The following is a 25183-nucleotide window of genomic DNA, read 5'->3' as shown; positions in this document are numbered from 1 at the left end:
TTGAGACGACCCCTCCCGCCTCGCTTCGCTCGGCACCCTCCCCTCAAGGTGGAGGGATATCGGCGTCAACGCCACCAGGATCCCGCCTTGTCAACGCCTGCCCCTCTCATCGAAATGCGCGGCATCTCCAAGAGCTTTGGCGCCGTCAAGGCGAACGAAGCCGTCGATCTCAGCGTCGCGCCGGGTGAAATCCTCGGGCTGCTCGGCGAAAACGGCGCCGGCAAGACGACGCTGATGAATGTGCTGTTCGGCGCCTATGCGCCCGATGCCGGCGAGATCCTGGTGCAGGGCCGGCCGCTGGCGATCAACAGCTCGGCCGATGCGCTGGCCGCTGGCATCGGCATGGTGCACCAGCATTTTCATCTCGCGCCGCGGCTTTCGGTGCTGGAGAACCTCTTGATCGGCATTCCCGGCAGATCGGGCCGAATCGACCGCGCCGGCGGGGTGGCGCGGCTCGCCGAGATCGGCCGCCAGCACGGGCTGACGCTCGACCCAGACCTCCCCGTCTCGGCGCTGTCGGTCGGCGAGCAACAGCGGCTCGAAATCGTCAAGGCGCTGTTTCGCGGCGCAAGGCTGCTGATCCTCGACGAGCCGACGGCGGTGCTGGCGCCGACAGAGATCGACGGACTGTTTTCGGCGCTTCGCTCGATGGCGGCACAAGGGCTCGGCATCATCTTCATTTCGCACAAGCTCAACGAGGTGCGGGCGCTGACGCATCGCTGCGTCGTGCTCAGGCATGGGCGCGTTGCCGGTCGCGTCGATGCGCCGGCCAGCACGACGTCTTCGGAGATGGCGCGGCTGATGTGCGGCCACGAGATCGTGCCTCCGGCCAGAGGACCGTCGATGCCCGGTGCGGCCGTGCTGACCCTCGACGGTATCTCGACATCGCATCATTCCGGCATGGCGCTGCGCGATGTTTCGCTGTCGGTTCGTGGCGGCGAGATCCTTGGCATCGCCGGCGTCTCCGGCAATGGCCAGCGCGCGCTTGCCGAAGTCATCTCCGGCGTGCGTGCGCCCGATGCCGGGAAGATGACCATAGCCGGCAAAGCGGTTTCGCGGTTCTCGCCGAGCACAGTCCAGGCGCTCGGCCTCGGCCGCATCCCGGAAGACCGCATGACGACAGGGCTGGTCACCAATCTGCCGCTTGCCGATTCCATGGTGCTGCCGCGCATCGGCACGGCGGCGTTCAGCCGCAACGGCCTGCTCAAGCCGGATGCGATCCGCGCCTTCGCCGAGGCGCAGATCAAGGCCTACGACATACGTTGCCCCGGCCCGATGACGCGCGCCGGGGCGCTTTCCGGCGGCAATCTGCAAAAGGCGCTTCTGGCGCGCGAACTCGCCTTCGATCCGAAGGTGCTGATCGTTTCGCAGCCGACTCGCGGCCTCGACATCGGCGCCGCGCGCTTCATCCACGAAAAATTCCTCGACATGCGCGCCAAGGGCTGCGGCATCATCGTCATTGGCGAGGACCTGGAAGAGTTGCTGATGCTCTCGGATCGTATCGCGGTGATGTATGAGGGCCGCATCGTCGGCACGCTCGACAGTGCCGACGCCAGCGTCGCCAGACTCGGGTTGATGATGACCGGAGCGGAGGCGTGATGTTCCGTCTCGAGGCCCGCACCTCAACGCCCGCCTGGTTCAATCTGGCGCTGCCGCTGCTCGCCATCGGGGCGACGCTGATCTTGTGCAGCGGCCTCATCGCACTGGCTGGCGCCGGCGTCGTCGAGGCTTATAGCGTGATGTTTTCGGCGTCGCTGGGCGACAGCTACGCCGTCACCGAAACGCTGGTGCGTGCCACCCCGATGATCTTCACAGGGCTTGCTGTGGCGGTCGCCTTCCGCGCCAAGTTCTGGAACATCGGCGCCGAAGGGCAATTGCTCGCCGGTGCGGTGGCGAGCTGTGCCGTCGGCGCCATCCCGATGCCGGGGCCGCTCGCCATGCTGCTGATGACGCTGGCGGGTGGGGCCGCCGGCGCTGCCGTCGCGCTGATCCCCGCGACGCTACGGGTGAAATTCAGGGTCGATGACGTGGTCAGCTCGCTGCTGCTCAATTCGGTCATTTTCTACGCGCTGATGGCGCTGATCGAGGGGCCATGGAAGGACAGTTTCAGCGGCTACCCGATCTCGCCCCCGATCGAGGATTCAGCGAATTTCCCGGTACTCATCGAAGGCACGCGGCTGCATCTCGGCGTCGTCGCGGCGCTGGTCGCGGCACCCCTGATCTGGTTCGTGGTCGCGCGTACAACGCTCGGCTTTCGCATCAGGGTCACCGGCGAGAACCCGGAAGCCGCGCGCTATGGCGGCATCAATGTCGAGCGGGTGCTGATTTCGACGGCGCTGCTGTCCGGCGCATTGGCCGGCCTTGCAGGCGTCGGCGAGGTCGGCGGCGTGCATTTCCAGGTGATGAGCGACATCTCGCCGGGCTATGGCTATTCCGGCATCGTCGTCGCCATGCTGGCGAGGCTCAATCCGCTCGGCGTGGTGCCGGCGGCGATCTTCCTTGCCGCCGTCATGACCGGCGCCGAGGCGATGTCGCGGGCGACCGGCGTTCCGGCCTTCCTCAGCGAAGTCATCCAGGGAACTGCGCTGCTCGCCATGCTGGTGGCGCTCCTGTTCACCGCCTATCGCATCCGCCGCGTCGGAGCCGCCAGATGAGCGTGGTGCTGGAGCAAATCTTCCAGGTCGGCTTCCTGGCCGCGATCATCCGCATCGCCACGCCGCTTGCCTTCGCAACGCTGGGCGAAATGTTTTCCGAGCGCGCCGGTGTGCTCAATCTCGGCATCGAAGGCATCATGCTTTTGTCGGCAATGACCGGCTTCACCGCGGCGAGCCTCAGCGGCAGCCTGTGGCTCGGCGTGCTTGCGGCGGTGCTGACCGGGGCGCTGATGGGTGCCGTGCATGCGCTGTTCACGGTAGCGCTCGGCCTCAGCCAGCATGTCTGCGGTATCGGCGTGACGCTGTTCTCGTCGGGCCTTGCCTATTTCCTCTACCGGCTGATCTTCGGCCAGCAATCGGTGCCACCGAACATCAAGGGGTTCGAGACGCTGCCGATCCCAATCCTGTCCGACGTACCGGTGCTTGGGCCGGCGGTGTTCAACCAGTTTTCGCTGGTCTACATGGCGATGCTGTCTATTCCCCTGGCCGCCTTCGTGCTCTACCGCACGCCATGGGGCCTGTCTGTTCGCATGGTCGGTGAAAACCCGCGGGCCGCCGATTCGGCCGGCGTCAGCGTCATCGCAACGCGCTTCCAGGCGGTGATCCTCGGCGGTGCCTTGATGGGGCTCGCAGGCGCCTTCCTGTCGATGGCGCAGTTCAACGCGTTCACCTTCGGCGTCGTTTCGGGACGCGGCTGGGTGGCGATCGCGCTCGTCGTCTTCGGCCGCTGGGACCCTTGGCGCACGGCAGGCGCCGCATTGCTGTTTGCCTTCGTCGACGCCTTGCAGTTGCGCATGCAGGCGAGCGGGCTTGGCCATATCCCCTACGAGGCGTTCCTGATGTTGCCGTTCATCTTCACCATCGTCGCCATGGCGGTGATGTCGCGCAATGCGGTGGCGCCCTCGGCGCTGCTCAAGCCGTTCCGGCGCGAAGAACGGTAACGGTGCTCCGCCTTTCACATCGCCGTGAAGCCGTTATCGACGAACAGATGCGCGCCGTTGACGAAGCTGGCCTCGTCGCTGGCCAGGAACAGGGCTGCCTTCGCCACCTCTTCCGGCTCGCCGATCCGCCCCTGCTGCGCCGCCATTGCCGCGTCTGAGACATCGACGCCGAGTTTGTCGAGATCGGCGACCTCGCGCAGGCCATGCGGCGTCCTGATGAAGCCGGGGCAGACCGCATTGCAGCGGATGTTGCGGTCGCGGAACTCGACGGCGATGGCACGCGCGAACATATGGCAGGCGCCCTTGGTGGTATCGTAGAGCACCTCCATCGGCGTCGCCGCCACCGCCGAGATCGACGAGGTGCAGACGATGGAACCGCCGCCGGCGGCGATCATGCCGGGTAGCACGGCGCGCGTCATCAGGAACATCGAACGCACATTCACGGCATGCAGCCAGTCCCATTCCTGCAGCGTGGTCTCCAGGAAGGGTTTGATGACGATGGTGCCGGCGTGATTGAACAGAACCGTGACCGGGCCGAATTTTTCCATCACGCCCTTCACCGCCGCTTCGACCTGCGCCTCGTCCGATACGTCGGCGACCCAGTACTCGGCGACATGGCCGCGTTGCCTGATTGCTGCTGCGGTGGCAGCCGCCGCTTCGCCGTTGCGGTCGATGATCGCCACCTTGGCGCCCTCGGCGGCGAAAAGCTCCGAGGCCGCACCGCCCATGCCGGTCGCGCCGCCCGAAATGATGGCGACCTTGCCGGCCAATCTTGTGCCCATGGTTTGCTCCCTGCTGCCTTGCCGTGACGTCGTGGCTTTCCACTGAAGCAGCGATGCTATCCCTCATCCAATGGCTGGCCAAGGAGCCGCGGACACGTGGACCTGCCATCTTCTGCCGTCACCCGCCTGCCTCAAAAGGCAGTGCGCTAAGCAGTAAAAGCCCTAATTTGTCCGCCGTTTGGAGAAAATTGTTCTAAGGATCGCGCGAAAATAGCACTCGACAAAGTCTACTGATTTTATAGATTAAGCGTCGAGACGGAGGTCGATATGTCCTATAGCCAGAACACTCAGACTGCCCGCAGAGGTCAAAGGCTGGGTTCCGACCAGGTATGGCGGCCGGCCTACGCCGGCGCTTTCGCCTATCTCGTCTTTGCCCTTGCGTTTGTATTCACCGGGGCAGTGGTCCTCGGGCTGATTCCCTGATTATTGAGGCCTTGATCGTCGAGGCTTCCTCGGGATAGCGGCCTGCCGTTTGCAGAAATTCTGGAGTTGATGAACCGAATGCCGGTGCGCTTTTGCGCGCCCTGATTCCAACGTGATGGAGGAGATGGCAATGCCGATCGAGTTCACGCATGTTCCCGGTAAGATCCACGCTGCCGACGCCAGCTTTTTCTACGACTTTGTCGAGACCGCGACGAAACTGTCACTGATCGAGGATGCCGGATTCCAGAGGATCGTCATCGACGACCAGGCCGGCCTGCTGACCAATATGGACCTTGCCGCCCAGACGCTGGACCGTACCTCCTCCCTGGAGGTCGTGCTCACGCATTGGGCGGGCGTGATCGAACCAATCGTGGCGGCGCGGCAGCTCGCTGCCCTCGACGCGAGAAGCGGTGGCCGGCTGTCGCTCAGGATGCTCAGCGAGCCGTTCGGCGACGACGATGCCGAGGCACGTCCAGCCGGCCATACGGTGGTCTGGCAACGCATCGACGAATATCTGGTGCTGCTGAAGCGGTTGTGGTCGAACGACAGACCGTTCGACCATGAAGGCGCTTTCTACAGCATCAAAGGCGGCTATGTGCCGCGCAAGGGGCCGCATGGCGCCGACGTAAACATCCGCATGGGCGCACGGTCCGGCACGGCGCTCAGGGTCGCGGGCAGGCATGCGGACGTGTTCGAGCTGGCGCCGGGCCCGCTTGCAGAAATCCGCCAGTCTATGGAGCGTGTACGCAGCGCCGCCGCCGAACACGGCCGGGCCGGCAAGCTCCGTTTCGCGCTTCCCGTCCAAATCCGTTCGGAAGACAAACCGGCCACTTCCTGCCAGAAGGCGGTCGAACTGGCCGGGCCGCCGGCGCAGGTCGCGCTGTCGCTGCTTTCCTACGCCGCTTTGGGGATCAAGGAGTTCATGATCGTCGGCGTCGACAGGCCACGCGAGATTGCGACGGCCGGCCGCGAGGCGATCGCACTGCTGCGCAAGTCGCTGGCACGGCGCGAGGCCGATATCCCTCAGCCGGGGGCGTTTGCGTCACGCGCGACACAGGGCGCGAGAGCCGGTTGCTGAAGAGCCGCCGTCGTCACGCACCTCGCTGACGGCGCTACCGCCATTCCGGGAAAGTCGCGTGAGCGGCCTTGGCCAAGGTCGGGATTTCCTCATCGGGAACGGAGCTGTAGGGCCAGAGCAATCGCGGCCCGAGCGGCGCCCAGCCGCCGGCCGCCGCCATCGCCTTGTCGAGTGCTGCATCGCCAACATCGTAACGGGTGCGAAACGGTAGAACATGTGCGGCGAGGAAGGCCCGTATGCGGGCCTCGACCTCGGCAGCTGCAACCATGTCGGTGCGGATCATCTGCCACCACTGCACCGCGCCCTTCGGGTTGAGGCAGGCAATGTTGGAATAGCTGCCGTGAGCGCCTCCGGCATACCCTGTCGCCAGCGTGTGGCCGGGAACGAAGACCGAGAATCCGTCCAGTTTGCGGCGCATATCGGCATACCAGCCAGCGTCGCCGCCCGGCAGCTTGGCGCCGACCAGCGATGGCACGGCCGCACGCAGCCTGCCGATGCCGTCGAGCGTCAGGCGGCGTTTAGCGTGCGGCGGGTTGTAGAGCACCAGCGGCGTTTCGGGCGCGGCCTCGCAGAGGCCGCCGACAAAATGCATGACCTCGTCGTCACTGGGCGGCCACCAGTCAGGCAAGGTGAATTGAGCCGCCGTCGGGCGAAGTGCGGCGACCCGCGTCAGCCGCTCCAGCGCGACGCGCGGATTGGACTGGCTGATGCCGATCTGGAAAGGAAGGCGCGCGCGGCCGGCTGTTTCGGCAACCAGCTCACAAAGCCGGTCGAATTCGGGCTCGGTCTGGCAATGGAATTCGCAGGCCGTGCCATTGGAATAGACACCGTCGACACCCGATGCGCAGAGCCGGGCGATCGTCTCTTTCGTCGCCTGCCAGTCGATCGCTCCGCGATCATCAATGGCCAGCATCACTGCGCCCCAGACGCCGCGCGGCGCGTGTGCGGGCAAGCGAGCTAGGTGGTCGTTAAGATCAGCGTCCACCGGCGATCTCGTGTTCGCGGCGGGTTTCGTTCGAGGCAAAGGCGGCCTCGATGATGGCGATCATCTTGCGCCCATAGGCGCCGTCGACCGGCACCGGCGTGTCGTCGGCAATGGCATCGCGCATCGCGCGCCATTCGCGCACCAGCGCGTTATGCATCCAGTTCGGCTCAAAGGAACCGGGCAGCTCGGTCGAGACCGTATCGCGGCCAAGCATCGTGCCGCGGTCCATGTCGATGCGCAGCGTTCCCTGCTCGCAGGTAAGGTCCATGGCGTAGGTCGTAGCGCCGGTGCGGTACCCGACGCTCTGCACCTGGCCGATGCCGCCGCCGGCGAAGCGCAGTCCGAGCAAGGCGGTATCGTCTGCTTCCTGGTCATGGAATTTGGCGCCGAGCATGCCGCTTACCGACACGACATCGTCATCCATCAGCCAGACGAGGCGGTCGAGCGCGTGGATGCCGGCAGTCAACAGCATACCGCCGCCGCTCGCCTTGCGCAGATGCCAGTCGCGGCGATTGTGTTCCATCCAGAGCTTGATGATCCAGCTCGATCCGATGAGCGGCCGGCCGAGCACTCCTTCCTCCAGCACCTGCTTGGCCGCCATGCAGGGCAGGGCGAAATGCATGAGGTGGGCGACCATCAGCTTGACGCCGCTATCGGCCACGGCGGCATTGATCGCATCGCAGGCGGCCGCCGTCGGCGCCATCGGCTTTTCGAGCAGGATGTGCTTGCCGGCCTCTGCCGCGCCGATGGCCATTTCGGCGTGGAGGTGATGCGGGCTGGCAATGAGGACCGCGTCGACCTCCTTGTCGTCCAGCAGCTGACGCCAGTCGGTGTAGCCGCTGCCGCCATATTCGGCGGTGAATTGCCGCAGTGCATCGGCGTTTCCACGAGAGGCGGCGGCGAGGCGAATGCCTCCAACCTCGCGGATTGCCCGCGCATGGGCTGCGCCGAAATCGCCGGCGCCGATAATTCCTAGTCCAATCATGGTCCTGCCTTTTCATAAGCGGCGTCGATCAACGACATCGCCGCAACGTAATCCTCGATGGACACCGACGGAGGCGCTTTTCGGGCCAGCCGGTCAAGCGTGTCGCGCATGCACAGACGGTAGCGCGTTGCCGGCAATTCGACCGGCAGATCGACGATTGCCGCATCGTCGAGCGTGGCGCAGATGGCGCGATCGCCGTGGTCGACCAGGGTCGCATTGGCAGCGACGATGCGCCATTCGAAGTCGCCACCGGGGCGCATCGAGGCAAAGGTGTAGCCGGCCTCGACGATGAACAGCGCGCCGGCCTCGTCTTCCAGCACCAGCAGCGCATGATCCTCGACCGGGCCCGGATGGATGCGGTTCGCAATCGAAACGGTCTTCAGGCCAAGCCTGCCGGTTGCGAGGCTGAGTGCAGCATCCACGCCGTGTATGCCGAGATTCCGCAACGCACCTCCACCACCAACCGCCGGGTCGACGACCCAGGCGACACCGTCGGCGATGTAGCGCCCAGGCGGGCCATCGACCAGCCGGAACTGGCAATGCGCCACCACACCGGCACGGCCCTGCCGGTGCAGCCGCTCAAAGGCGGCAACGGCCGGCCCGAAACGATTGGGCAGGGGCACAGCGACAAAGGCCTGGTGCTGTCGGGCGAGGTCGCGCAGCGCCATCAGTTCCCTCGGATGGCTGGCCGCCGGCTTCTCCAGGATCAGCGGTATCCCTGCCCCGATGATCGCACGTACCCGCGCCGGCACCGTCGAAGGGTGCCCCATCAACAGGATCACGTCCGGCGGGCTGGAGAGTATCTCCGTGAAATCTTCGATAAACGGCAGGTCGTGGTGCGCGGCGAACGCATGCGCTTGGCCAGGATTCTCATCCCAGATACCGGCGATCTCCGCACCGTAAAAGCGTGCGGCGTCGAGGTGCATTTCGGCGTGCCAGTGGCTCGAGCCGGCGAGGATTATCTTCATTCGGGAGCAACATGTTTGCTATGGGCTTGCAGGATATCCTACAAGTAGCTATACGACAAGCAGCGGGCAGGGGTAGTCCAGCGGATGATGAAAGCAGTGGGATGGCGGAACTGAAGTCGATCGAACCGTTGAGCAGGCCGCCGCTCCTTCACGTCACCGTGCAGGAAAGCCTCAGGGCCTATATCGAAAGCAACCAGCTCAAGGCCGGCGATCCCTTGCCGCCGGAGACGTTCCTGGCGCAGCGGCTCGGCGTCGGCCGCAACTCCGTGCGGGAGGCCATCAAGGCGCTGGAATCGATCGGCATCCTGGAGACGCGACGCGGCATCGGCGTGTTCGTCAAGGAGTTCTCGTTCAAGCCGCTGCTGGACAACCTGGCCTACGGTTTGCAGGATTCGCTCCGCGACGTCGAAGAGCTGCGCGAAATCCGTCGCGTGCTGGAAACCGGCCTCATCGCCAAGACAATCGAGATGATCAGCGCCGACGACATCGAGGCGCTGCGCCAGTTGACCGAGCGCATGCGGCAACGTGCCGAGCGCCATGAGAGCTTCGCCGAAGAGGACCAGCAATTCCATCAGCTGCTGTTCCGCTGCCAGAACAATCGCATGCTGAGCGCGCTGATCGACATCTTCTGGATGGCGTTCAACAAGGCCTCGAATTTCGCCAATCTCGATAATCCGACGCCGCTGGCGACATGGCGCGACCATCACGAGATCGTCGAGGCCGTCGCCGCCAAGGATGTCGACCAGGCGCGTCGGCGGCTCGACGACCATTACCGGGGAATCCAGCAGGTTATCGCCAAGAACCGAACACCCTGAACATGCCAAGGGAGGAAACCATGCGCATCAGGACCACCGCATTCTCTATCGCAGGGCTGCTGCTCGCCAGCATTGCCCCAGTGACCAGCGTCCAGGCACAAAACGCCAAAAACATCGCCGGCGGCTTCGACGTCGGTCCCGGCGGCTTTCCCAAGAACTTCAACCCGCTGGTCGCGACCGGCGGCTACACCTGGCTCAGCACCTATTTTGAACCGCTGGTCATCTACAATGCCGGGCTGACCGAGATCGAAGGCGACCTCGCGAAGGACTACAAGATCAGCGACGACCAGCTGAGCTATACGTTCAACCTGGTCAACGAGACTTGGCACGACGGCAAGCCGTTCACCTCGAAGGACGTCAAGTTCACGCTCGAGCTTGCCAAGAACAAGGCCTCCGGCAGCCTGTTTGCCGCCCGTCTCGCCGACATCGCCTCGGTCGATGCGCCGGATGACCACACCGCAGTGGTGAAGCTATCGAAACCGAACGGATCGTTTCTATCGATCCTCTCGCAGCTGATGATCCTGCCGCAGCATGCCCTGGCCACCCTGTCGCCGGAATCGCTGGCGACCAGCACCTGGTGGTCGACCACTCCGGTCGGCACCGGCCCGTTCAAGTTCAAACGCTACGTGAGCGACCAATATGTCGAGCTGGCAGCCGACGACGACTATCGCAGCGGCAAGCCGAAGGTAGACGTGCTCATCAACCGCTATTTCGAGTCACCGGCGGCGGCCCTCGCCGCGCTCCGTGCCGGCGAAATCCAGTTCACCTATGTCGAGCCCGACGATGCGGCCTCCTTCAAAAGCGACAGCAATTTCAAGGTGATCGAAGGTGCCTCCTACGTGGTCAACTATATCGGCCTGAATCAGAAGGTCGACCTGTTCAGGGATATCCGTGTCCGCCAGGCGATCATGTACGCGATCGACCGTAACGCCATCATAGACAGCCTCTATGGCGGTGCCGCCAAGCCGGCCAATTGCGGCTATGTCGCGCCGCATCTCGTTCCCCAGGGTCTCGAACCATATGCCTACGATCCGGCCAAGGCCAAGGCGCTGCTGACCGAGGCGGGCTGGGACAAGATCAACGGCGACAAACCGATCACCCTGCTGACCTATTACGGCTCGCCGCAAGCGGCCAACGTGATGGCCGCCATCCAGTCGATGCTGGCCGAAGTCGGCATTAACGTGGTGCCGCGCGTCGTCGATACGCCGACCTATAACGGCATCGTCTACAAACAAGGCACGCCGGACTGGAATGCCTTTCCGATGGTCTATGCCGGCCTGCAGAACGGCCCCAATCCGGCCAGCCTCAACCCCGGCCTTAACAAGTCGCAGATCCCGCCGGCAGGCTTCAACACCATGCGCATCGAATTCGACGATCTGAGCGCTGCATTGGACGCCGCCCTCGGCCAGACCGATCCGGCCAAGATCGACCAATCCTGGCAGGAGGTCTGCAAGGTGATGAACAAGGACCTGCCCTGGGCAACGCTGTGGGTGGCCAACCGCTATGGCGTGGCCTCCAACAAGCTGCGTGACTTCGTCTGGACGCCGGCGCCGGGCGGCGGCCCCTACGCAGCTCACCCGGAGCGCTGGGATATCCAGTAAGAACCCCGCAACGAAGCGAGCAGGCGGACCACTTTGGCGCCGCCTGCCACCGCCACGGATAGCCCATGTTGAGCTTCATTGCTCGCCGCAGCGCTACAGGATTGCTGATGCTGGTCGCGCTCAGCGTCCTCATCTTCATCCTGTTGCGGCTGGCGCCGGGCGATCCGATCGACGCCTATATCAACCCGTCGGTGCCGATGTCCGCCTCCGATCTCGAGGGGCTGCGCGAACGGCTTGGGCTCGACCGGCCGCTTCCCGTGCAATATCTGGCCTGGCTGCGCGCGGCGCTGGGCGGCGACTTCGGCTTTTCGATCCAGCGCAGCGGCGTCGCCGTGCTGCCGCTGGTCATGGAACGCATCGGCCCGACCGCGCTGCTGATGGGCACGGGCCTGGCGATCGCCATCGTGCTCGGCATTTCCGCAGGCATTTTCAGCGCGGTGCGCCGTAACGAACTGTCCGACATCGCGCTGTCGGTGCTGTCGTTTATCGGTATCTCCAGCCCGGCTTTTCTGACGGCGCTGCTTGGCCTCTATTTCTTCTCGGTGCTGCTGCGCTGGGCGCCGTCCGGCGGCATGCAGACCGCGGGTGCGCCGTTCTCGATGACCGACGTGCTTGCGCACCTCATCCTGCCCGCTTGCCTGCTGTCCATCGGCCATGCCGCGCTGATCATGCGCTACATGCGCGCTTCGCTGCTGGAAGTGCTCAACCAGGATTACGTGCGGACGGCGCGTGCCAAGGGCGTGCGCGAGTTCTGGGTTATCATCAAGCATGCGACCCGCAACGCGCTCTTGCCGGTTATCACGCTGATCGGCTCGACCGTCGGCATCGCCATCGGCGGCGCCATCTTCCTGGAAAGCGTGTTCAATTGGCCAGGCATGGGACTGCTTCTGGTCAATGCCGTTGGCACCCGCGATTACCCGGTGATCATGGGCGCCACGCTGGTGATCGGCGTTTGCGTCATCCTGGTCAACCTGTTGACCGACGTCGTCTATGCCGTCGTCGACCCGCGCATTCAGGTGGCGTGATGGCAATCACTGTGCCGGACCCAACGGTCGACCCGACAGCCTTACCGCAGACCAAGGGGCCGCTCCGCCGCGCGTTCGACCGCTTTTTCGAAAACCGCGCGGCGCGTGCCGGGCTTTTGATCGTCATCCCGATCCTGTTGGCGGTTTCGACATATCCTTTGTGGTGGCCGTTCGGCCCGAACGCCATCGACCTCAGGGCGATGAACAAGGCGCCGTCGGCCATTCATTGGCTGGGTAGCGACGGCGTCGGGCGCGACGTCATGGCCCGGTTGCTGCAAGGTGGGCGGATCTCATTGCTGGTCGCCGTCTGCTCGGTCGCCATATCGACCGTCATCGGCTTCCTGGTCGGCGCCGTCGCCAGCTTTGGCGGGCGCCTCGTCGACGGCACGGTGATGCGCTTGGTCGATCTGGCGATGACGCTGCCGCCGGTGATCTTCCTGCTGGTGCTGGCTTCGATAGCCGGCACCGGCATCGCGCCCACCATACTGGTGATCTCGCTGCTCTCCTGGCCGGTGCTGTCGCGCATGGTGCGCGCCCGGCTGCTCGAACTGCGCGAGCGCGATTTCGTCGTTGCCGCCCGCGGCATGGGCGCGGGGCTGCCGCATCTGCTGTTCCGGCACGGCCTGCCCAATTGCATCGATATCCTGGTCGTCTATGCCACCTTGCAGATCGCCAACGCCATCCTGCTCGAGGCTGGCCTGTCCTTCCTCGGCCTTGGCATCGCGCCGCCCGAAGCCAGCTGGGGCAACATGCTCAATCTCGCCCGCTCCACCGTCGTGCTTGAAAATTATCCGTGGCAATGGATGTTCCCAGGCGCCGCACTGGTGCTCACCGTGCTCGCCATCAACTTCATCGGCGACGGCCTGCGCGACGCATTCGATCCCCGCTCCGATCTCAACTGACCTCGAAGGTTCATCAAAATGCCCCTGTTTACCGGCGTCGTGCCACCTGTCGTCACCCCGCTCAATGCCGATTTCAGCGTCGATTTCCCGTCGTTCACGCGCACCATCGAGAACCTGCTCGACGGCGGCGTCCACGGGCTGTTCGTGCTGGGCTCGACCAGCGAGGTGGTCTTCCACGACGAGGCGGGCCGCAGGGCCGTCCTCGAGCACGCGGTCAAGGTCAATAACGGCCGGGTTCCGATCTTCGCCGGTGTTATCGACCCGACGACCGACCGCGTCATCAACCACGCCCGTATCGCCAGATCGGCCGGTGCCGACGCCATCGTCGTCACCGCGCCGTTCTATACCCGCACCAGCCAGCCCGAGATCGGCGATCACTTCCGCTACATCAAAGATGCGCTCGACATTCCGGTCATCGCCTACGACATCCCGGTCTGCGTGCACGTCAAGCTGGAGCGCAAGACCACGGTCGGTCTCGCCAGGGAAGGAGCCATTGCGGGTATCAAGGATTCCAGCGGCGATGACGGCAATCTGCGTTACGTGCTCAAGGACATGGCCGACGATCCCAGTTTTTTCGGCATGACCGGTTCCGAGATCCTGGTCGACAGCGTGCTGGCGATGGGCGCGCATGGCGTCGTGCCGGGCCTCGCCAATGTTGACCCGCATGGTTATGTCAGGCTGTGGAAGCTGACGCAGGCGGGCCAGCTTGCCGAAGCCCGCCTGGAGCAGGAGCGGTTGTTGAAACTTTTCGAGATCGTCTGGATCTCGCTCGGCAGGACCAGCGCCGGCTCGGCGGGCGTCGGCGCCTTCAAGGCGGCGATGAAGAGCCTCGGCATCATCGCCTCGAACACCATGGCGCGGCCGCAGCGCAGCCTGAACGAGCAGGAAACCGCAAAGATCGACATGATCCTTCGCGATGTGGGGCTGCTCCGCTGAGCGCCACGCCGATCCTGTCGATTTCCGGCCTGCGCGCGGTGTTCCGCATTGCGGGGCGCGACATCGCGGCGGTAAGGGATGTTGACCTGACGATCGGCTCCGGCGAGACCGTGGCGCTCGTTGGCGAATCCGGATCGGGCAAGTCCGTCACCAGCCTGTCGATCATCGGATTGCTGCCGAAAAGGGTCGGACATATCGCCGAGGGGTCGATCGCGCTGCGGCGCAAGAACGGCACGCTCACCGAACTGACCAGCCTCGATACCGAGTCGCTGCGCAAGATACGCGGCAACGAGATCGGCATGGTGTTCCAGGAGCCGATGACCAGCCTCAACCCGGTCTACACGATCGGCGAGCAGATCGCCGAACCGATCCGCATTCATCTCGGCAAATCGCACCGCGAGGCAGAAGCAGACGCGGTGCGGCTGCTGGAACAGGTCGGCATTCCCGATCCGAAGCGGCGGGCGCGGCAGTATCCGCACGAACTTTCGGGCGGGATGCGCCAGCGCGCCACCATCGCCATGGCCCTGTCCTGCGATCCGGGCTTGCTGATCGCCGACGAGCCGACCACCGCGCTGGACGTCACCATCCAGGCCCAGATCCTCGATCTTTTGGCCGAGCTGCAGGCGCAGCGCGGCATGGGCATCCTGTTCGTCACCCACAATCTCGGCGTCGTCGCCGAAATCGCCGACCGGGTAGCGGTGATGTATGCCGGGCGTATCGTCGAAACAGGTCCGGTGAGCGAAGTGTTCACCCGTCCGCGTCATCCCTATACCGCCGGGTTGATGCGTTCGGTGCCGCGGCTCGGCCAGGCCACGGCACTGAAGCTGGCGGGCACGCCGCTGCCGACCATTGCCGGGAATGTTCCGTCGCTCGCGTTGCTGCCCAAAGGCTGTTCCTTCGCGCCGCGCTGCCCGATGGCTATCGCTGCCTGCCGTGCCGCAGTCCCGCCCTTGTTTGCGGCGACGCCGACCCAGCAAAGCCGCTGCCTGCGTTGGGAGGAGCTCTGATGGCCGACGTTCCCTTCCTTTCGGTCAAAAACCTGACCAAGCATTTTGCGCCGACAGCGTTCTCGCGTGGCCCGGTGGTCAGGGCGCTGGAGGACATTTCCTTCGATGTCAGGCGTGGCGAGGTGGTCGGCCTGGTTGGCGAGTCCGGCTCAGGCAAAACCACGATCGGCCGTTCGGTGCTGCGTCTGATCGAGCCGACATCCGGCCAAATCACCTATGACGGCACCGATATCACCAGGCTGGGTGCCGCCCAGTTGCGCCGCCAGCGTCGCAAGATGCAATATATTTTCCAGGATCCCTTCGCCAGCCTGTCGCCGCGCATGACGATAGGGCAGATCCTCACCGAAGGCCTTGACATTCAAGCCATTGGCAAGAGGTCCGAGCGGCGGGCGAAGGCCGCGAAGGCACTTGCCGCGGTCGAGTTGCCGTTCGACGCCTATGACCGCTACGCCCATGAATTCTCGGGCGGCCAGCGCCAGCGCATCGGCATCGCCCGGGCGCTGACGCTCGAGCCGGAATTCATCGTCGCCGACGAGCCGGTCTCGGCACTCGACGTCTCGATCCAGGCGCAAATCATCAATTTGTTGCGCGACCTGCAGCTCCGGCTCGGCCTGACCATGCTGTTCATTTCGCACGATCTGGCCGTTGTCGAGTACATCTGCGACACGGTCATCGTGCTCTATCTCGGGCGCATCATGGAGGTTGCGCCGGCCGCCGAGCTTTATGCCCGGCCGCAGCATCCCTACACGCGTGCGCTGCTGTCAGCCATTCCATCGCTCGATCCGCTGGCAAGGCAAGGCCGGCAGGTGCTCAAAGGCGATATTCCCAGTCCGGCGAACCCGCCGTCGGGCTGTGTTTTCCGAACCCGTTGCCCGTTCGCGCTGGAGGCTTGCGCCGCGGCCGTGCCGCCACTGAGGGCGACAGCCGACGGCCATCTGAAGGCCTGCATTCGCGACGACATCGCTTAGGAATAATTGCCCAGACAACGGTCAAACAGGTCCCCAATCCCAGGCGTTCATCGACATCCACCGCCCGGTTTCACGAAGCTGTTATTGTCGTTCCCGTCATTGAAACGTCAGCGATGCCGACCCATATGCACGCTGCGCCGGATGTTTCCTCCCATTCGTCCGGCGCGTTCCCCTCTGAAGGTTTTCGACCTTCACATCTGGCCGGGCTTTGCAGCCCGGCCTTTTTTCTACGGGGTTGGTGAGCGAGCCGAGATCATGGCGCAGGCGTGCCCAGCGTATCGATGCGTTTCGCCAGCGCCGCGGGATCGCCAAGCACACGGACCGTCTTCAGCCGAGCGGTGCCGCCGGCGACGATCGAGACGGCCGAAGCGGCCACGCCAAGCGCCTTAGCGACCAGCCTTTCCAGCGCTCGATTGGCGGCCCCGTTTTCCGGCACGGCGCGAACGCGAGCCTTCAGATGGCTTCGCCCATCCGCGGTCGTTTCGGCCCCCTCGAGCCCGTCCATCGCCGATTTCGGCGTCAGCCGGACGAACAGGTCGATGCCGTCGGCGCGCGTGCGGAACGCGCGCGCAGGGGACGCCTGCACTCAGACGACCAGCGAAAGCACAGTGGTGAGCAGGAACTGCCGGATGAAGAACAGGATCAGCAGCAGGATGATCGGCGAGATGTCGATGCCGCCGAGATCGGGCATGAAGCGGCGGATCGGCCGCAGCGCCGGTTCGGTCAGCCGATAGAGCATGTTGCTGATGGTATCGACGAACTGGTTGCGGGAGTTGACGACGTTGAAGGCGTAGAGCCAGGAAAATATCGCCGAGGCGATGATGATCCACCAGTAAAGGTCAAGCGCCATGACAATGGTCTGAATGAGGGCGATCATGCCGGTCTCCGATTGTTGCCGACATGTAGCCACTGTAGCTGAAAGCGGCAAGAGCCGCGTTCCGACGCGTAGGCGAGGCGCACGAACGGCCGACCGGCATTTCGGCAGCAAGCGCAGCCTTGACAGGAAACCGCAGCGGCCGATAAAAGCCCCATCCGCTGGACGGGGCTGTAGCTCAGCTGGGAGAGCGCGTCGTTCGCAATGACGAGGTCAGGAGTTCGATCCTCCTCAGCTCCACCAGCGGATTTTTCGACCCCCCGTGAATGCTGAGGAAACCTTTCTCGGATTCCATGGGTTTTCAGATCAAGCAACCGAATGCATCGCGGGCCTCTGCCGGCTTGGCACTGTCGTCGCCGGGTGGATTCACATCGGCGACGTAAAGGCCCTCTACACCAATAGCGTATGCGGCCTATTGCCACTGCGCCTCCTCCTTGCCAGACTTGGCCCGTCTTCAAAACCGAGGGGAAATTCACCATGACCGGCACGACAAGACGTGATTTTGTAGGTCTTACAGGAGTGGCAGCGACTGCCCTGGCCGGTGCTGTTGCAACACGAGCTACCGCTGCCGAAAGTGACGTATCGCCATCGTTCGATGAGGTTCTTCAAGAGTACAATCTAAACAACACAGAAAGGACTAGATCAAAGCTGGCGATCTATGTCGTCCTTTCTCATCTGCACGCCAGCCTCGAGAAGGAATTTAGTGACCTTGGGCTAGAGCTGCCTCTAGGAAAAAAGGCGGTGCCATCGAATCTGCCGGCCAATTTCGAAGACGCGCAGGTTGCACCCCTTCCGTGGCTCTTCAAGCCCTCGGAAGTTACCGACCACGAACGAAACGGCTATGCGACGATTGCAATGCGAATGAACGCAGTGATGGCAAGACACACCGCTGACGTGAGTGTCGGGGTTTCGCATATCATGTCGCACAAGGGATAACCGCGACCTTGCCGGCGAGCACGGCACGTCAGGCGAGCACAACGCCGGCCGGCGATTTGTTGTTGCGGGCGAACCGATTACCTGTTTTCGCGAGGCGACTGCGCTGCGAGAGTCCTCACAATGGATAAATCCTTCCGGGACGCGCCGCGCGAGATAGCAAAGCTCTCGGCACCCCGGCCAGTGGGAATTGTCAGCCGTCCGCGCGTAGTGGCGCTGCTTTCGCAGGCCCTCGACAGCGGTGCATGCTGGCTGGCTGCGCCTGGTGGATACGGCAAGACCACCGCGGTGATCGACTTTCTGGAACACGGCGGGCTGGAACAAGGCGGGCTGAAGCAAGGCGAATCGGCGTACAACTGGTATCGGGTCGACACCGAGGACCAGGACGTTGCGCGGCTTTTCCATTATCTGACGCTGTCGCTCGACGGCAGGCATGCCGGCATGCCGGTCTTTGGTCCGGAATATGCCGACAATTCCGACGATTTCGCGCGGCTGTTCTTCCGCACCTATTTCTCGCGGCTTGATCCGGGCACGATCCTGGTCCTCGACGATCTGCATCGTGCCGATGCACCAGGCTTTCGCCGGACGCTGGCGATCCTGTTGCGCGAACGCCCCAATACCGTCCGCTGCATCTGCACATCGCGGATGCTGCCCGAGGGCGATGTCGCCGACCTCGTGCTGTCCGGACAGTTGCCGGTCCTCAACCAAACGCTGCTGGAGTTTTCGCCTGCGGAGGCTCGCAACCTCGTCACCGCCCGCTCGCAATCGCCGTCCGAGGTCGGCGACATTTCGGAGGCGCGCGGCTGGGCGGTGGGGCTTCTCCTGCTGGCCAATGCTGGAATGTACTACCCGCTTTCGCAGACCGGCCTTGCCGGAGGCGCCGGCCTTCGGGAGATTGTCGGACGTTATTTCCTGCGCGACATCGCGCCGGAGGACCAGGATCTGCTGATCAGGCTCAACCTTCTGCCGGAGATCAGCACGGACCTTGCCGATGCGTTCCTGGGTTCGCCGCAGGCTGCCCGCCTGCTGGTGCGGCTGCAGCATCGCCAGCTGCTGATCACGCGCGACGGTCCGGGCGGCGCCGCCTTCCAGCTGCATGACTTGTTGCGCGAATACCTTGCCGGCCTACTGGACCGGCGCGTGACGGACGCGGACCGTTCCAGGCTGCGCGAGCAGGCAGCAAAGGTCTTGCACGAGGCCGGCAAAACCGACGCGGCAATCGTGCTGGCGTTGCAGGCGGGCGCTTGGCCGCTGGCACGCCAGCTCATTCTGGAGTGCGCTAACGGCGTTCTCTCGCAAGGGCGCAGGGCCAGCTTCGTCGAATGGTGCAACAGGCTGCCCGCCGACGAGATGGACGGGTGGGTCCATTATTGGCTGGGGGTCGCCTTCGCGTCGGACGATGCGAAGGCCGAGCCGCACTTCTCCAAGGCATGGCAAGCATTCGAGAACACCGAGATGCGCGGCCAATGCCTGACGGTCGCGCGGGCGGTCGTAGTCAAGACGGCCAGCTGGCGTACGCATGAGGGGCTGGCGGATTGGACGCGCCGAGCCTCACAGGTTCTTGCCAAGGGGTTGCCGGAATTGGATCCGGAGGAACTCATGATGGTCAGGCTCGGCATCCTGCGGGCCGTCGATTTCGCCGAACCTGGCGAATTCGACGCCCATGACGCGAAGCGCCTCGTGAATGATATCCAGCAGCGCCTGACACATTTGCCGATCGAGGATTCGGTCGAGTTGCGCCTGCTGGCAAGCGAAGCGCTCATCGACTACGCGACCTCGTCGGGGCAGCGCGACATTTTTGCCAATGCCGTGGACAGCGTTGCCGCCGACCTCGAACATCCGGATATCCCACCGCTGGTGCTCGGCATGTGGCTGGTGTCCTTTGGCTCGGCCAGCGGCCGTTACTTCCCCTATTCGCGGCGCGGTTTTGTCTATGCCTCGGCCGAGGATGCGTTGCGACGCGCAACGGCGATAGGCGAGCAGCACGCCCTACGGGGCGTCGAGTTCAGCGCCCTCTACCAGCTCCAATTGCTGATGAAGCTTCACAACAGGTTCTCGGAGTTCAATGCGCTGGTCTCCCGACTGGGCGAGATCGCGGACAGCAGGTTCACCACCCAGGTCGCGGTCGTCGCCGACTGCCATGCGGCGATGCACACGCGCAACGGCGACTTCGCCAAGGCCTATCTCGACTGCGATGTCTTCATGGATGCGATCGAGCGGGCGAACGAGCCGATGATCGAGCGCTGGCCGCATTACGTCACCAAATACCAGGTCCTGCTGGCCGACCGGCGTCCGGCGGAGGCGATTGCGCTACTTCAGGGGATCGCCGAAAGGCTGAGCGGCGGCCCTCGCCAGCGTGTCGAACTCAGCATTCTAGCCGCCCGGGCCTTGGAGCAGAAGTGGAACGGCGGCGCGTCCTATGGCACTCGTCTGGCTGAATTCATGGCGGCATTGCGCGAGGTCAATCCCTCGGCGATCTTGCTCAACCTGCCGGACTTGCTAGCCGAGCTGATCGCCGATGCGCTGGAGCGAAAGATCGATGTCGATCTCTGCCGCCGCGTCGTTCGGGCGCGATATCTGGTCCCGCCCGCTGGCCGCCCCGCCCAGTGGCCTTGGCCGCTCAGGATACACTTGATGGGAGGCTTCCGCCTCGAGATCGATGGCGCCGAGGTCGCGCCCGGTGCCAAACCTACCCGCGCTCTCGACATATTGCGCATTATCTGCCTCTCGAGGGATCAGGTCTGTTCGGTGGAAACCCTGCAGGATTGGCTCTGGCCCGACCTCGACGGCGACCAGGCCAAAGCGGCCTTGGAGCAGGCGCTGCATCGTCTGCGCAAATTGCTCGGGCAAGGCGAACTCGTAACCCTGAGAGAAGGCCGTTTGCGGCTCGCTGCCGACAAGGTCTGGATCGATCTGCAGGATTGGGAAGACCGGCTGAAACCCGTTCTGTCGGGCCAAAGAGACAGCGCAATCGAGGAGCAGGAGATGCTGCTGGAAGGCTTTGTCGGCCCGCTTTTCTCGAATGGCCCGACGCCCGCCTGGTCGAACGCCGCGGCCGACCGGGTGCGGGACGGGTTGGTGGAGCTTGCCGTGCGGATCGCCAAACACTGGCAGAGCCGAGGCAACGCAGATCGGGCACGCCAGGCGTGCCGGCGTGCGCTCGATTTCTACCCGGAATCGGCCAAACTCCATGGCACGCTCATCCAGGAGAGCCTCTCCAGAAACGACCACGCCGGCGCCATCGAGGATTACCGGCGCTATGAACGCGCGCTCGCTTCGACCGGCGATGACGAGCCCTCGCCTTTGCTGCGTTCGCTCGTGCGCCCGTTTCTCTAGACCGGTTCATCGTCTCACGGAAACGCCGAACCGCTCTATCTCTTTATTTTTGCGCAGTTCCGGACGGAAAACCGTTCCACACGTTTCCTGGAATTGCTCTGGCGCAGCTCGGAACTCTGTAAGCCGTCCGTAAGTCGCGGTCTGGGAACCTCGGCTCGTCGATCAAAACCGATCGCCGGAGGCCTGAAGCCCCCGATACCAACACTCACAGGAAGGAAAAGGTCATGCCGTATACTGCCAGAGCAACTTCAAGAGTGCGTGCCGGCACCATCCGCGCTGGAGCCACAAGACTTTCCGACCAGCTCAGGATCGGGCCTTGGTCGCTCCTATCGCCCGAAGCTGTCATACAGCAAAAGTACAACTCCCTTGGAGGCGCCGGCTTCGCCGAGATCGACAGGAAGGAGACTGGAAAAGCCTGGTATCTCAAGAACGGCTCATGCATTTGTTACAACGATGCCATGCACGACGCCTTTGAGATCCACGGCGACATCTACAGGAAATGGATTGCGCTTGGCGGTCTCGCGTGGGGCATTCCCTGCACCGACGAAACCGGAACTCCCGACGGCGTCGGCCGATACAATCACTTCAACAACAATACCGCTTCGATCTACTGGACACCGAATACCGGTGCTCAAGCGATTTGGGGGGCAATTCGCGGCAAATGGGCAGCAATGGGCTGGGAGCGCTCGGTTCTCGGCTATCCGGTCACCGACGAGACCGGAACTCCCGACGGCGTCGGGCGCTACAACCATTTTGCCAATGCCGGCTCGATCTACTGGACACCGAACACAGGAGCCAACGTGGTGTACGGTGACATCCGCAAGAAGTGGGAAAGCCTGGGCTGGGAACAGTCATATCTGGGGTACCCAACCACCGACGAGACCGAATTCGCCGACGGTGGCCGTGCCAATCTGTTTGAAAACGGCGGCATATATTGGTGGCCCGACACCGGCGCGATCGACCTTCGAGATGTCGTCGTCCACTATACCGGGCTCCATTGCTTCGGCGAGACCGACTGGGATCAGGGGTCGAGTGCGGACGAGCCCTATGTCATCGTCAGCGTGACAACGCCGCAGATCGCCGACACCAAGCGCAGCCAGGTCTATGGCGACGTCGATGCGGGAGATACGAGACCCGACCTGATGGAGGTCTATCGAGGCAAGCCCTACGGCATCAATATCGGTACGGTGCTGATGGAAAACGATTTCGGCGATCCCAACAAGTACAAGGACGAAGTGCAGAAGGTCGTGATGGGCGTCCATACGGCGGGTACGCTGGCTTTGGGCCTCATTCCGGTGGCAGGACCTATCATTGCCGCGATAGCCGGCCCGGCCCTGGGATCGTTGATGCCATCGATCGGCGGCGCCATCAGCGATCTCTTCGATTGGGGCGATGACAGGATCGGGAGCGCGACAGTGACCATCTCCGCAAAGCAGATGGTGTTGCTCGCGGCACGTACGAACAATACCACCTTCAGCGGGATTGGGTTCAAAGTGGAAACGCCCCTGATTTCCGGCGAAGGGGCGTCCTACAAAGCCTATTTTGGCTTTGTGCCTGCCTAGTCTAGGCCAATCGCCCCGGCAAAAAAGCTTGCCGGGACAATCAACTTACCAGCCTCGCCTTCCGTTGGCGGGGCTGACGTTCGCGACTGAGAGATTTATTTCCGTAGCGGTCGTCGCAAGGCGGTCCGGATGCGCCAGCGGCCGATCAGCATAGCGGGCAGTCGCCTCAACGACACAGCCGCAGCCAGCGAGGCCGAGCCGGGGCCGACAGAAACCGGATCAGCCGGCGCGCAACCCGACGCCATGACGGCCGACATCAATCAGGATGGAAGAGAACCGTGACAAGAGCGGGCACGCATCACACCAGTCCGCGCTTGACCATCATTGCTTCCGGTGAAGGCATCTTGCCGCGGAAGGCGGTGTAGAGTTCTTCGGGGTCCTTCGAGCCGCCAGCGGCGTAGATGTTCTTGCGCAGCCGCTCGGCCAGCGCCGGATTGAACGGATCGCCCGTCTCCTCGAAGGCGGCGAAGGCGTCGGCATCGAGCACCTCCGACCACATGTAGGAATAATAGCCGGCCGAATAGCCGTCGCCGGCAAAGATGTGGCCGAAATGCGGGGTGCGGTGACGCATGGCGATGGTATCGGGCATGTTAAGCCGTTCCAGCGTTTCGGCTTCGAAACGAAGCGGCTGGTCCGGTGCATCCGGCCGCGCGTGGTAAGCCATGTCCACCAACGCCGAGGCAGTGAACTCGACCGTGGCGAAGCCCGCGCCGAAGGTGCGCGCCGCCAGCATCTTGTCGACCAGCGCCTTTGGCATCGGCTTGCCGGTCTTGACATGCAGCGCATGTTTTTCCAGCACCGCCGGTACCGTCAGCCAGTGCTCGTAAAGCTGCGAAGGCAGTTCGACGAAATCGCGGCTGACCGAGGTGCCAGCGACCGACGGCCAAGTGACGTCGGTCAGCATGCCGTGCAGAGCATGACCGAATTCGTGGAACAGCGTCTTGGCTTCATCGACCGACAGCAAGGCGGCCTCGCCGGCCGGCGGCTTGGCGAAGTTCATGATGTTGTAGATGACCGGCTTGGAGCCATCGCCAAGCTTGTAGCCGGATTTCAGCGCGCTCATCCAGGCGCCGGAGCGCTTCGAAGGCCGGGCGAAATAGTCGGCGAGGAACAGGCCGCGCTCGCTGCCGTCGGCATTCTTCACCACGAAGACACGCGCGTCCGGATGCCAGGTGGCAATGCCCTTCTTTTCTTCGAAAGAAATGCCGAACAATCGTGTTGCCACATCGAAACAGGCGTCGATGATGCGGTCTAGCTGCAGATACGGCTTCAGCTCGGCCTCGTCGAAGGCGAATTTCTCTGCCCGCAGCTTCTCCTGGTAGAAGCGCCAGTCCCAGGCAGCGAATTTCTCGTTGCTGCCGGCCTCGGCCGCCAGCCGCTGCAATTCGGCCTGGTCGCTTGCGGCCTTCTCCACCGCCTTTTCCCAGACCGGATCGAGCAGCGCGTGCACCGCCTCCGGCGTCTTGGCCATGGTATCGTCGAGCTTCAATGCGGCGTAGGAAGCATAGCCGAGCAGCTTCGCCTTCTCGGCGCGCAGGCGCAGCATGTCGCGCACCACGTCCGTATTGTCGGTGGCGCCGCCATTCTGACCACGCATGATGAAGGCGCGGAACGCCGTCTCGCGCAGGTCGCGGCGTTCTGAGAAGGTCGAGAACGGCTCGTAGATCGACCGCGACAGAGTGACGGCGTAGCGGCCCTTCTGGCCGCGCATCTCGGCGGCTTCCGCCATCGAGCTTTTCAGGAATTCCGGCAGGCCGGCAAGATCGGCCTCGTCGAGGAACAACGCCCAGTCGCGCTCGTCGGCAAGCACGTTCTGGCCGAAATTGGTGCCGAGCGACGACAATTCCTCGTTGATCGAGGCCAGCCGCTTCTTGCCTTCGGCGTCGAGCATGGCGCCGGAGCGAACGAAGTTTTTCCAGGTCTTTTCCAAGACCCGCAGCGTTTCGGCATCGAGCTTCAAAGCATCGCGGCGCTGATAGAGGTGGTCGATGCGGGCGAATAGGCGTCCGTTCATCGAGATTGCCGAGAAGTGCCGCGACATCTTCGGCGAGATGTCGCGCTCCAGCGCCTGGATCGCCTCGTTGGTGTGGGCGCCGGCGCGGCACCAGAAGATCGACGAGACATGGTCGAGAGCCTCGCCGGCAAGCTCGAGCGCGGCAAGCGTGTTTTCGATGGTCGGCGTCCCGGTGTTGCCGGCAATCGCCTCGATCTCGGCTTCATGCGCCTTCAGGGCCGCGTCGAAGACCGGAGAAAAATCGCCATCGCCGATGCGCGTGAAATCGGGCAGGCCGAGCGGCCCTTGCCATGCGGTCAGCGGATGGGCGGCGAGGTCGACGGCGGATGGCATGGGCAAACTTTCGCTGAGTGGCGGGAGGAGATGGATCGTCACCGATGTAAGGCGCCGGCCG

At 63.8% G+C, this 25183-nt stretch carries 22 protein-coding genes and 1 tRNA gene; 16 read left to right on the top strand and 7 right to left on the bottom strand.

The features are described 5' to 3' along the window. The first annotated feature begins 114 nt into the window (after positions 1-114). From NKH98_RS03815 to NKH98_RS03805, 3 genes are read left to right on the top strand one after another with little or no spacing between them, the layout of a single operon-like run. Positions 115-1599, top strand: coding sequence for an ABC transporter ATP-binding protein (locus tag NKH98_RS03815; RefSeq protein WP_254818062.1), 1485 nt, complete (start codon positions 115-117; stop codon positions 1597-1599). Then, positions 1599-2654, top strand: coding sequence for an ABC transporter permease (locus NKH98_RS03810; protein WP_352896728.1), 1056 nt, complete (start codon positions 1599-1601; stop codon positions 2652-2654). Before NKH98_RS03815 ends, NKH98_RS03810 begins: the two co-directional genes overlap by 1 nt. After that, a complete protein-coding gene (locus NKH98_RS03805) occupies positions 2651-3595 on the top strand; it encodes an ABC transporter permease (RefSeq protein ID WP_352480009.1) in 945 nt (314 codons plus the stop codon). The genes NKH98_RS03810 and NKH98_RS03805 overlap by 4 nt, the downstream gene beginning before the upstream one ends. 14 nt (positions 3596-3609) lie before the next feature. Here NKH98_RS03805 and NKH98_RS03800 read toward each other — a convergent pair whose 3' ends face one another. Beyond that, positions 3610-4377, bottom strand: a complete 768-nt coding sequence (locus NKH98_RS03800; protein ID WP_352896726.1) for an SDR family NAD(P)-dependent oxidoreductase — start codon at positions 4375-4377, stop codon at positions 3610-3612. A gap of 267 nt (positions 4378-4644) precedes the next feature. On the opposite strand from NKH98_RS03800, the gene NKH98_RS03795 reads away from it, so the two are divergent. After that, positions 4645-4800, top strand: coding sequence for a hypothetical protein (locus tag NKH98_RS03795; RefSeq protein WP_254817777.1), 156 nt, complete (start codon positions 4645-4647; stop codon positions 4798-4800). 130 nt (positions 4801-4930) lie between these two features. Continuing rightward, positions 4931-5878 (top strand): LLM class flavin-dependent oxidoreductase, encoded by a 948-nt coding sequence (locus NKH98_RS03790; protein WP_352896724.1) that lies wholly within the window; start codon positions 4931-4933, stop codon positions 5876-5878. Positions 5879-5912: 34 nt separating this feature from the next. Here NKH98_RS03790 and NKH98_RS03785 read toward each other — a convergent pair whose 3' ends face one another. The 3 genes from NKH98_RS03785 to NKH98_RS03775 are packed head-to-tail and all read right to left on the bottom strand — an operon-like array spanning position 5913 to position 8816. Then, positions 5913-6863: a dihydrodipicolinate synthase family protein gene (locus NKH98_RS03785; protein ID WP_352896723.1), complete on the bottom strand. Its 951-nt coding sequence runs from the start codon at positions 6861-6863 to the stop codon at positions 5913-5915. Then, positions 6853-7848: a Gfo/Idh/MocA family protein gene (locus NKH98_RS03780; RefSeq protein ID WP_352896721.1), complete on the bottom strand. Its 996-nt coding sequence runs from the start codon at positions 7846-7848 to the stop codon at positions 6853-6855. The genes NKH98_RS03785 and NKH98_RS03780 overlap by 11 nt, the downstream gene beginning before the upstream one ends. Next, positions 7845-8816 (bottom strand): Gfo/Idh/MocA family protein, encoded by a 972-nt coding sequence (locus tag NKH98_RS03775; RefSeq protein ID WP_352896720.1) that lies wholly within the window; start codon positions 8814-8816, stop codon positions 7845-7847. The genes NKH98_RS03780 and NKH98_RS03775 overlap by 4 nt, the downstream gene beginning before the upstream one ends. A gap of 101 nt (positions 8817-8917) precedes the next feature. Here NKH98_RS03775 and NKH98_RS03770 point away from each other — a divergent pair, with 101 nt between their 5' ends. From NKH98_RS03770 to NKH98_RS03740, 7 genes are all read left to right on the top strand, one after another. Next, the gene (locus NKH98_RS03770; RefSeq protein ID WP_352896718.1) at positions 8918-9631 is read left to right on the top strand and encodes a FadR/GntR family transcriptional regulator; all 714 of its coding nucleotides are present in this window, start codon (positions 8918-8920) and stop codon (positions 9629-9631) included. Positions 9632-9651: 20 nt separating this feature from the next. After that, positions 9652-11232, top strand: a complete 1581-nt coding sequence (locus NKH98_RS03765) for an ABC transporter substrate-binding protein (RefSeq protein ID WP_352896716.1) — start codon at positions 9652-9654, stop codon at positions 11230-11232. 65 nt (positions 11233-11297) lie between these two features. Next, positions 11298-12257 carry an ABC transporter permease gene (locus NKH98_RS03760; RefSeq protein WP_352896714.1) on the top strand — a complete coding sequence of 320 codons (960 nt, stop codon included), beginning with the start codon at positions 11298-11300 and terminating at the stop codon, positions 12255-12257. After that, positions 12257-13159, top strand: a complete 903-nt coding sequence (locus NKH98_RS03755) for an ABC transporter permease (protein ID WP_352896712.1) — start codon at positions 12257-12259, stop codon at positions 13157-13159. The genes NKH98_RS03760 and NKH98_RS03755 overlap by 1 nt, the downstream gene beginning before the upstream one ends. A gap of 18 nt (positions 13160-13177) precedes the next feature. Further along, entirely contained in the window at positions 13178-14095 is a 918-nt protein-coding gene (locus tag NKH98_RS03750) for a dihydrodipicolinate synthase family protein (protein ID WP_254817769.1), read from the top strand. Beyond that, the gene (locus tag NKH98_RS03745; protein WP_352649443.1) at positions 14092-15102 is read left to right on the top strand and encodes an ABC transporter ATP-binding protein; all 1011 of its coding nucleotides are present in this window, start codon (positions 14092-14094) and stop codon (positions 15100-15102) included. Before NKH98_RS03750 ends, NKH98_RS03745 begins: the two co-directional genes overlap by 4 nt. Continuing rightward, positions 15102-16070, top strand: coding sequence for an ABC transporter ATP-binding protein (locus NKH98_RS03740; RefSeq protein WP_352649422.1), 969 nt, complete (start codon positions 15102-15104; stop codon positions 16068-16070). The genes NKH98_RS03745 and NKH98_RS03740 overlap by 1 nt, the downstream gene beginning before the upstream one ends. A 253-nt stretch (positions 16071-16323) precedes the next feature. Here the strand turns inward: NKH98_RS03740 and NKH98_RS03735 are convergent, their stop codons facing one another. Both NKH98_RS03735 and NKH98_RS03730 read right to left on the bottom strand, forming a co-directional pair. Beyond that, positions 16324-16656 carry a DUF167 family protein gene (locus NKH98_RS03735; protein WP_254817767.1) on the bottom strand — a complete coding sequence of 111 codons (333 nt, stop codon included), beginning with the start codon at positions 16654-16656 and terminating at the stop codon, positions 16324-16326. Further along, positions 16657-16947, bottom strand: coding sequence for a YggT family protein (locus NKH98_RS03730; RefSeq protein WP_023678162.1), 291 nt, complete (start codon positions 16945-16947; stop codon positions 16657-16659). 164 nt (positions 16948-17111) lie between these two features. On the opposite strand from NKH98_RS03730, the gene NKH98_RS03725 reads away from it, so the two are divergent. From NKH98_RS03725 to NKH98_RS03710, 4 genes are all read left to right on the top strand, one after another. Continuing rightward, a tRNA-Ala gene (locus tag NKH98_RS03725) sits at positions 17112-17187 on the top strand. A 234-nt stretch (positions 17188-17421) separates the two neighbouring features. Next, complete coding sequence (locus NKH98_RS03720) at positions 17422-17880, top strand: hypothetical protein (RefSeq protein ID WP_352480022.1); 459 nt, start codon at positions 17422-17424, stop codon at positions 17878-17880. 120 nt (positions 17881-18000) lie between these two features. Beyond that, complete coding sequence (locus NKH98_RS03715; RefSeq protein ID WP_352896709.1) at positions 18001-21213, top strand: AfsR/SARP family transcriptional regulator; 3213 nt, start codon at positions 18001-18003, stop codon at positions 21211-21213. A gap of 224 nt (positions 21214-21437) precedes the next feature. Further along, positions 21438-22775: an LGFP repeat-containing protein gene (locus tag NKH98_RS03710; protein ID WP_352480024.1), complete on the top strand. Its 1338-nt coding sequence runs from the start codon at positions 21438-21440 to the stop codon at positions 22773-22775. Between the two features lie 298 nt (positions 22776-23073). On the opposite strand, the gene NKH98_RS03705 is transcribed toward NKH98_RS03710, so the two are convergent. After that, the gene (locus NKH98_RS03705) at positions 23074-25128 is read right to left on the bottom strand and encodes a M3 family metallopeptidase (RefSeq protein WP_352896797.1); all 2055 of its coding nucleotides are present in this window, start codon (positions 25126-25128) and stop codon (positions 23074-23076) included. Positions 25129-25183: the final 55 nt, after the last annotated feature.

The sequence above is a fragment of the Mesorhizobium sp. M0833 genome (genome assembly GCF_040319905.1).
GTDB lineage: Bacteria > Pseudomonadota > Alphaproteobacteria > Rhizobiales > Rhizobiaceae > Mesorhizobium.
This window is presented reverse-complemented; position numbering and strand designations above follow the sequence as displayed.

Coding starts and splice junctions, on each gene's coding strand:
- NKH98_RS03815 (WP_254818062.1), top strand. CDS start 115: ATGCGCGGCATCTCCAAGAGCTTTGGCGCCGTCAAGGCGAACGAAGCC.
- NKH98_RS03810 (WP_352896728.1), top strand. CDS start 1,599: ATGTTCCGTCTCGAGGCCCGCACCTCAACGCCCGCCTGGTTCAATCTG.
- NKH98_RS03780 (WP_352896721.1), bottom strand. CDS start 7,848: ATGATTGGACTAGGAATTATCGGCGCCGGCGATTTCGGCGCAGCCCAT.
- NKH98_RS03720 (WP_352480022.1), top strand. CDS start 17,422: ATGACCGGCACGACAAGACGTGATTTTGTAGGTCTTACAGGAGTGGCA.
- NKH98_RS03760 (WP_352896714.1), top strand. CDS start 11,298: ATGTTGAGCTTCATTGCTCGCCGCAGCGCTACAGGATTGCTGATGCTG.
- NKH98_RS03800 (WP_352896726.1), bottom strand. CDS start 4,377: ATGGGCACAAGATTGGCCGGCAAGGTCGCCATCATTTCGGGCGGCGCG.
- NKH98_RS03795 (WP_254817777.1), top strand. CDS start 4,645: ATGTCCTATAGCCAGAACACTCAGACTGCCCGCAGAGGTCAAAGGCTG.
- NKH98_RS03790 (WP_352896724.1), top strand. CDS start 4,931: ATGCCGATCGAGTTCACGCATGTTCCCGGTAAGATCCACGCTGCCGAC.
- NKH98_RS03765 (WP_352896716.1), top strand. CDS start 9,652: ATGCGCATCAGGACCACCGCATTCTCTATCGCAGGGCTGCTGCTCGCC.
- NKH98_RS03805 (WP_352480009.1), top strand. CDS start 2,651: ATGAGCGTGGTGCTGGAGCAAATCTTCCAGGTCGGCTTCCTGGCCGCG.
- NKH98_RS03715 (WP_352896709.1), top strand. CDS start 18,001: ATGGATAAATCCTTCCGGGACGCGCCGCGCGAGATAGCAAAGCTCTCG.
- NKH98_RS03755 (WP_352896712.1), top strand. CDS start 12,257: ATGGCAATCACTGTGCCGGACCCAACGGTCGACCCGACAGCCTTACCG.
- NKH98_RS03750 (WP_254817769.1), top strand. CDS start 13,178: ATGCCCCTGTTTACCGGCGTCGTGCCACCTGTCGTCACCCCGCTCAAT.
- NKH98_RS03730 (WP_023678162.1), bottom strand. CDS start 16,947: ATGATCGCCCTCATTCAGACCATTGTCATGGCGCTTGACCTTTACTGG.
- NKH98_RS03710 (WP_352480024.1), top strand. CDS start 21,438: ATGCCGTATACTGCCAGAGCAACTTCAAGAGTGCGTGCCGGCACCATC.
- NKH98_RS03770 (WP_352896718.1), top strand. CDS start 8,918: ATGGCGGAACTGAAGTCGATCGAACCGTTGAGCAGGCCGCCGCTCCTT.
- NKH98_RS03775 (WP_352896720.1), bottom strand. CDS start 8,816: ATGAAGATAATCCTCGCCGGCTCGAGCCACTGGCACGCCGAAATGCAC.
- NKH98_RS03740 (WP_352649422.1), top strand. CDS start 15,102: ATGGCCGACGTTCCCTTCCTTTCGGTCAAAAACCTGACCAAGCATTTT.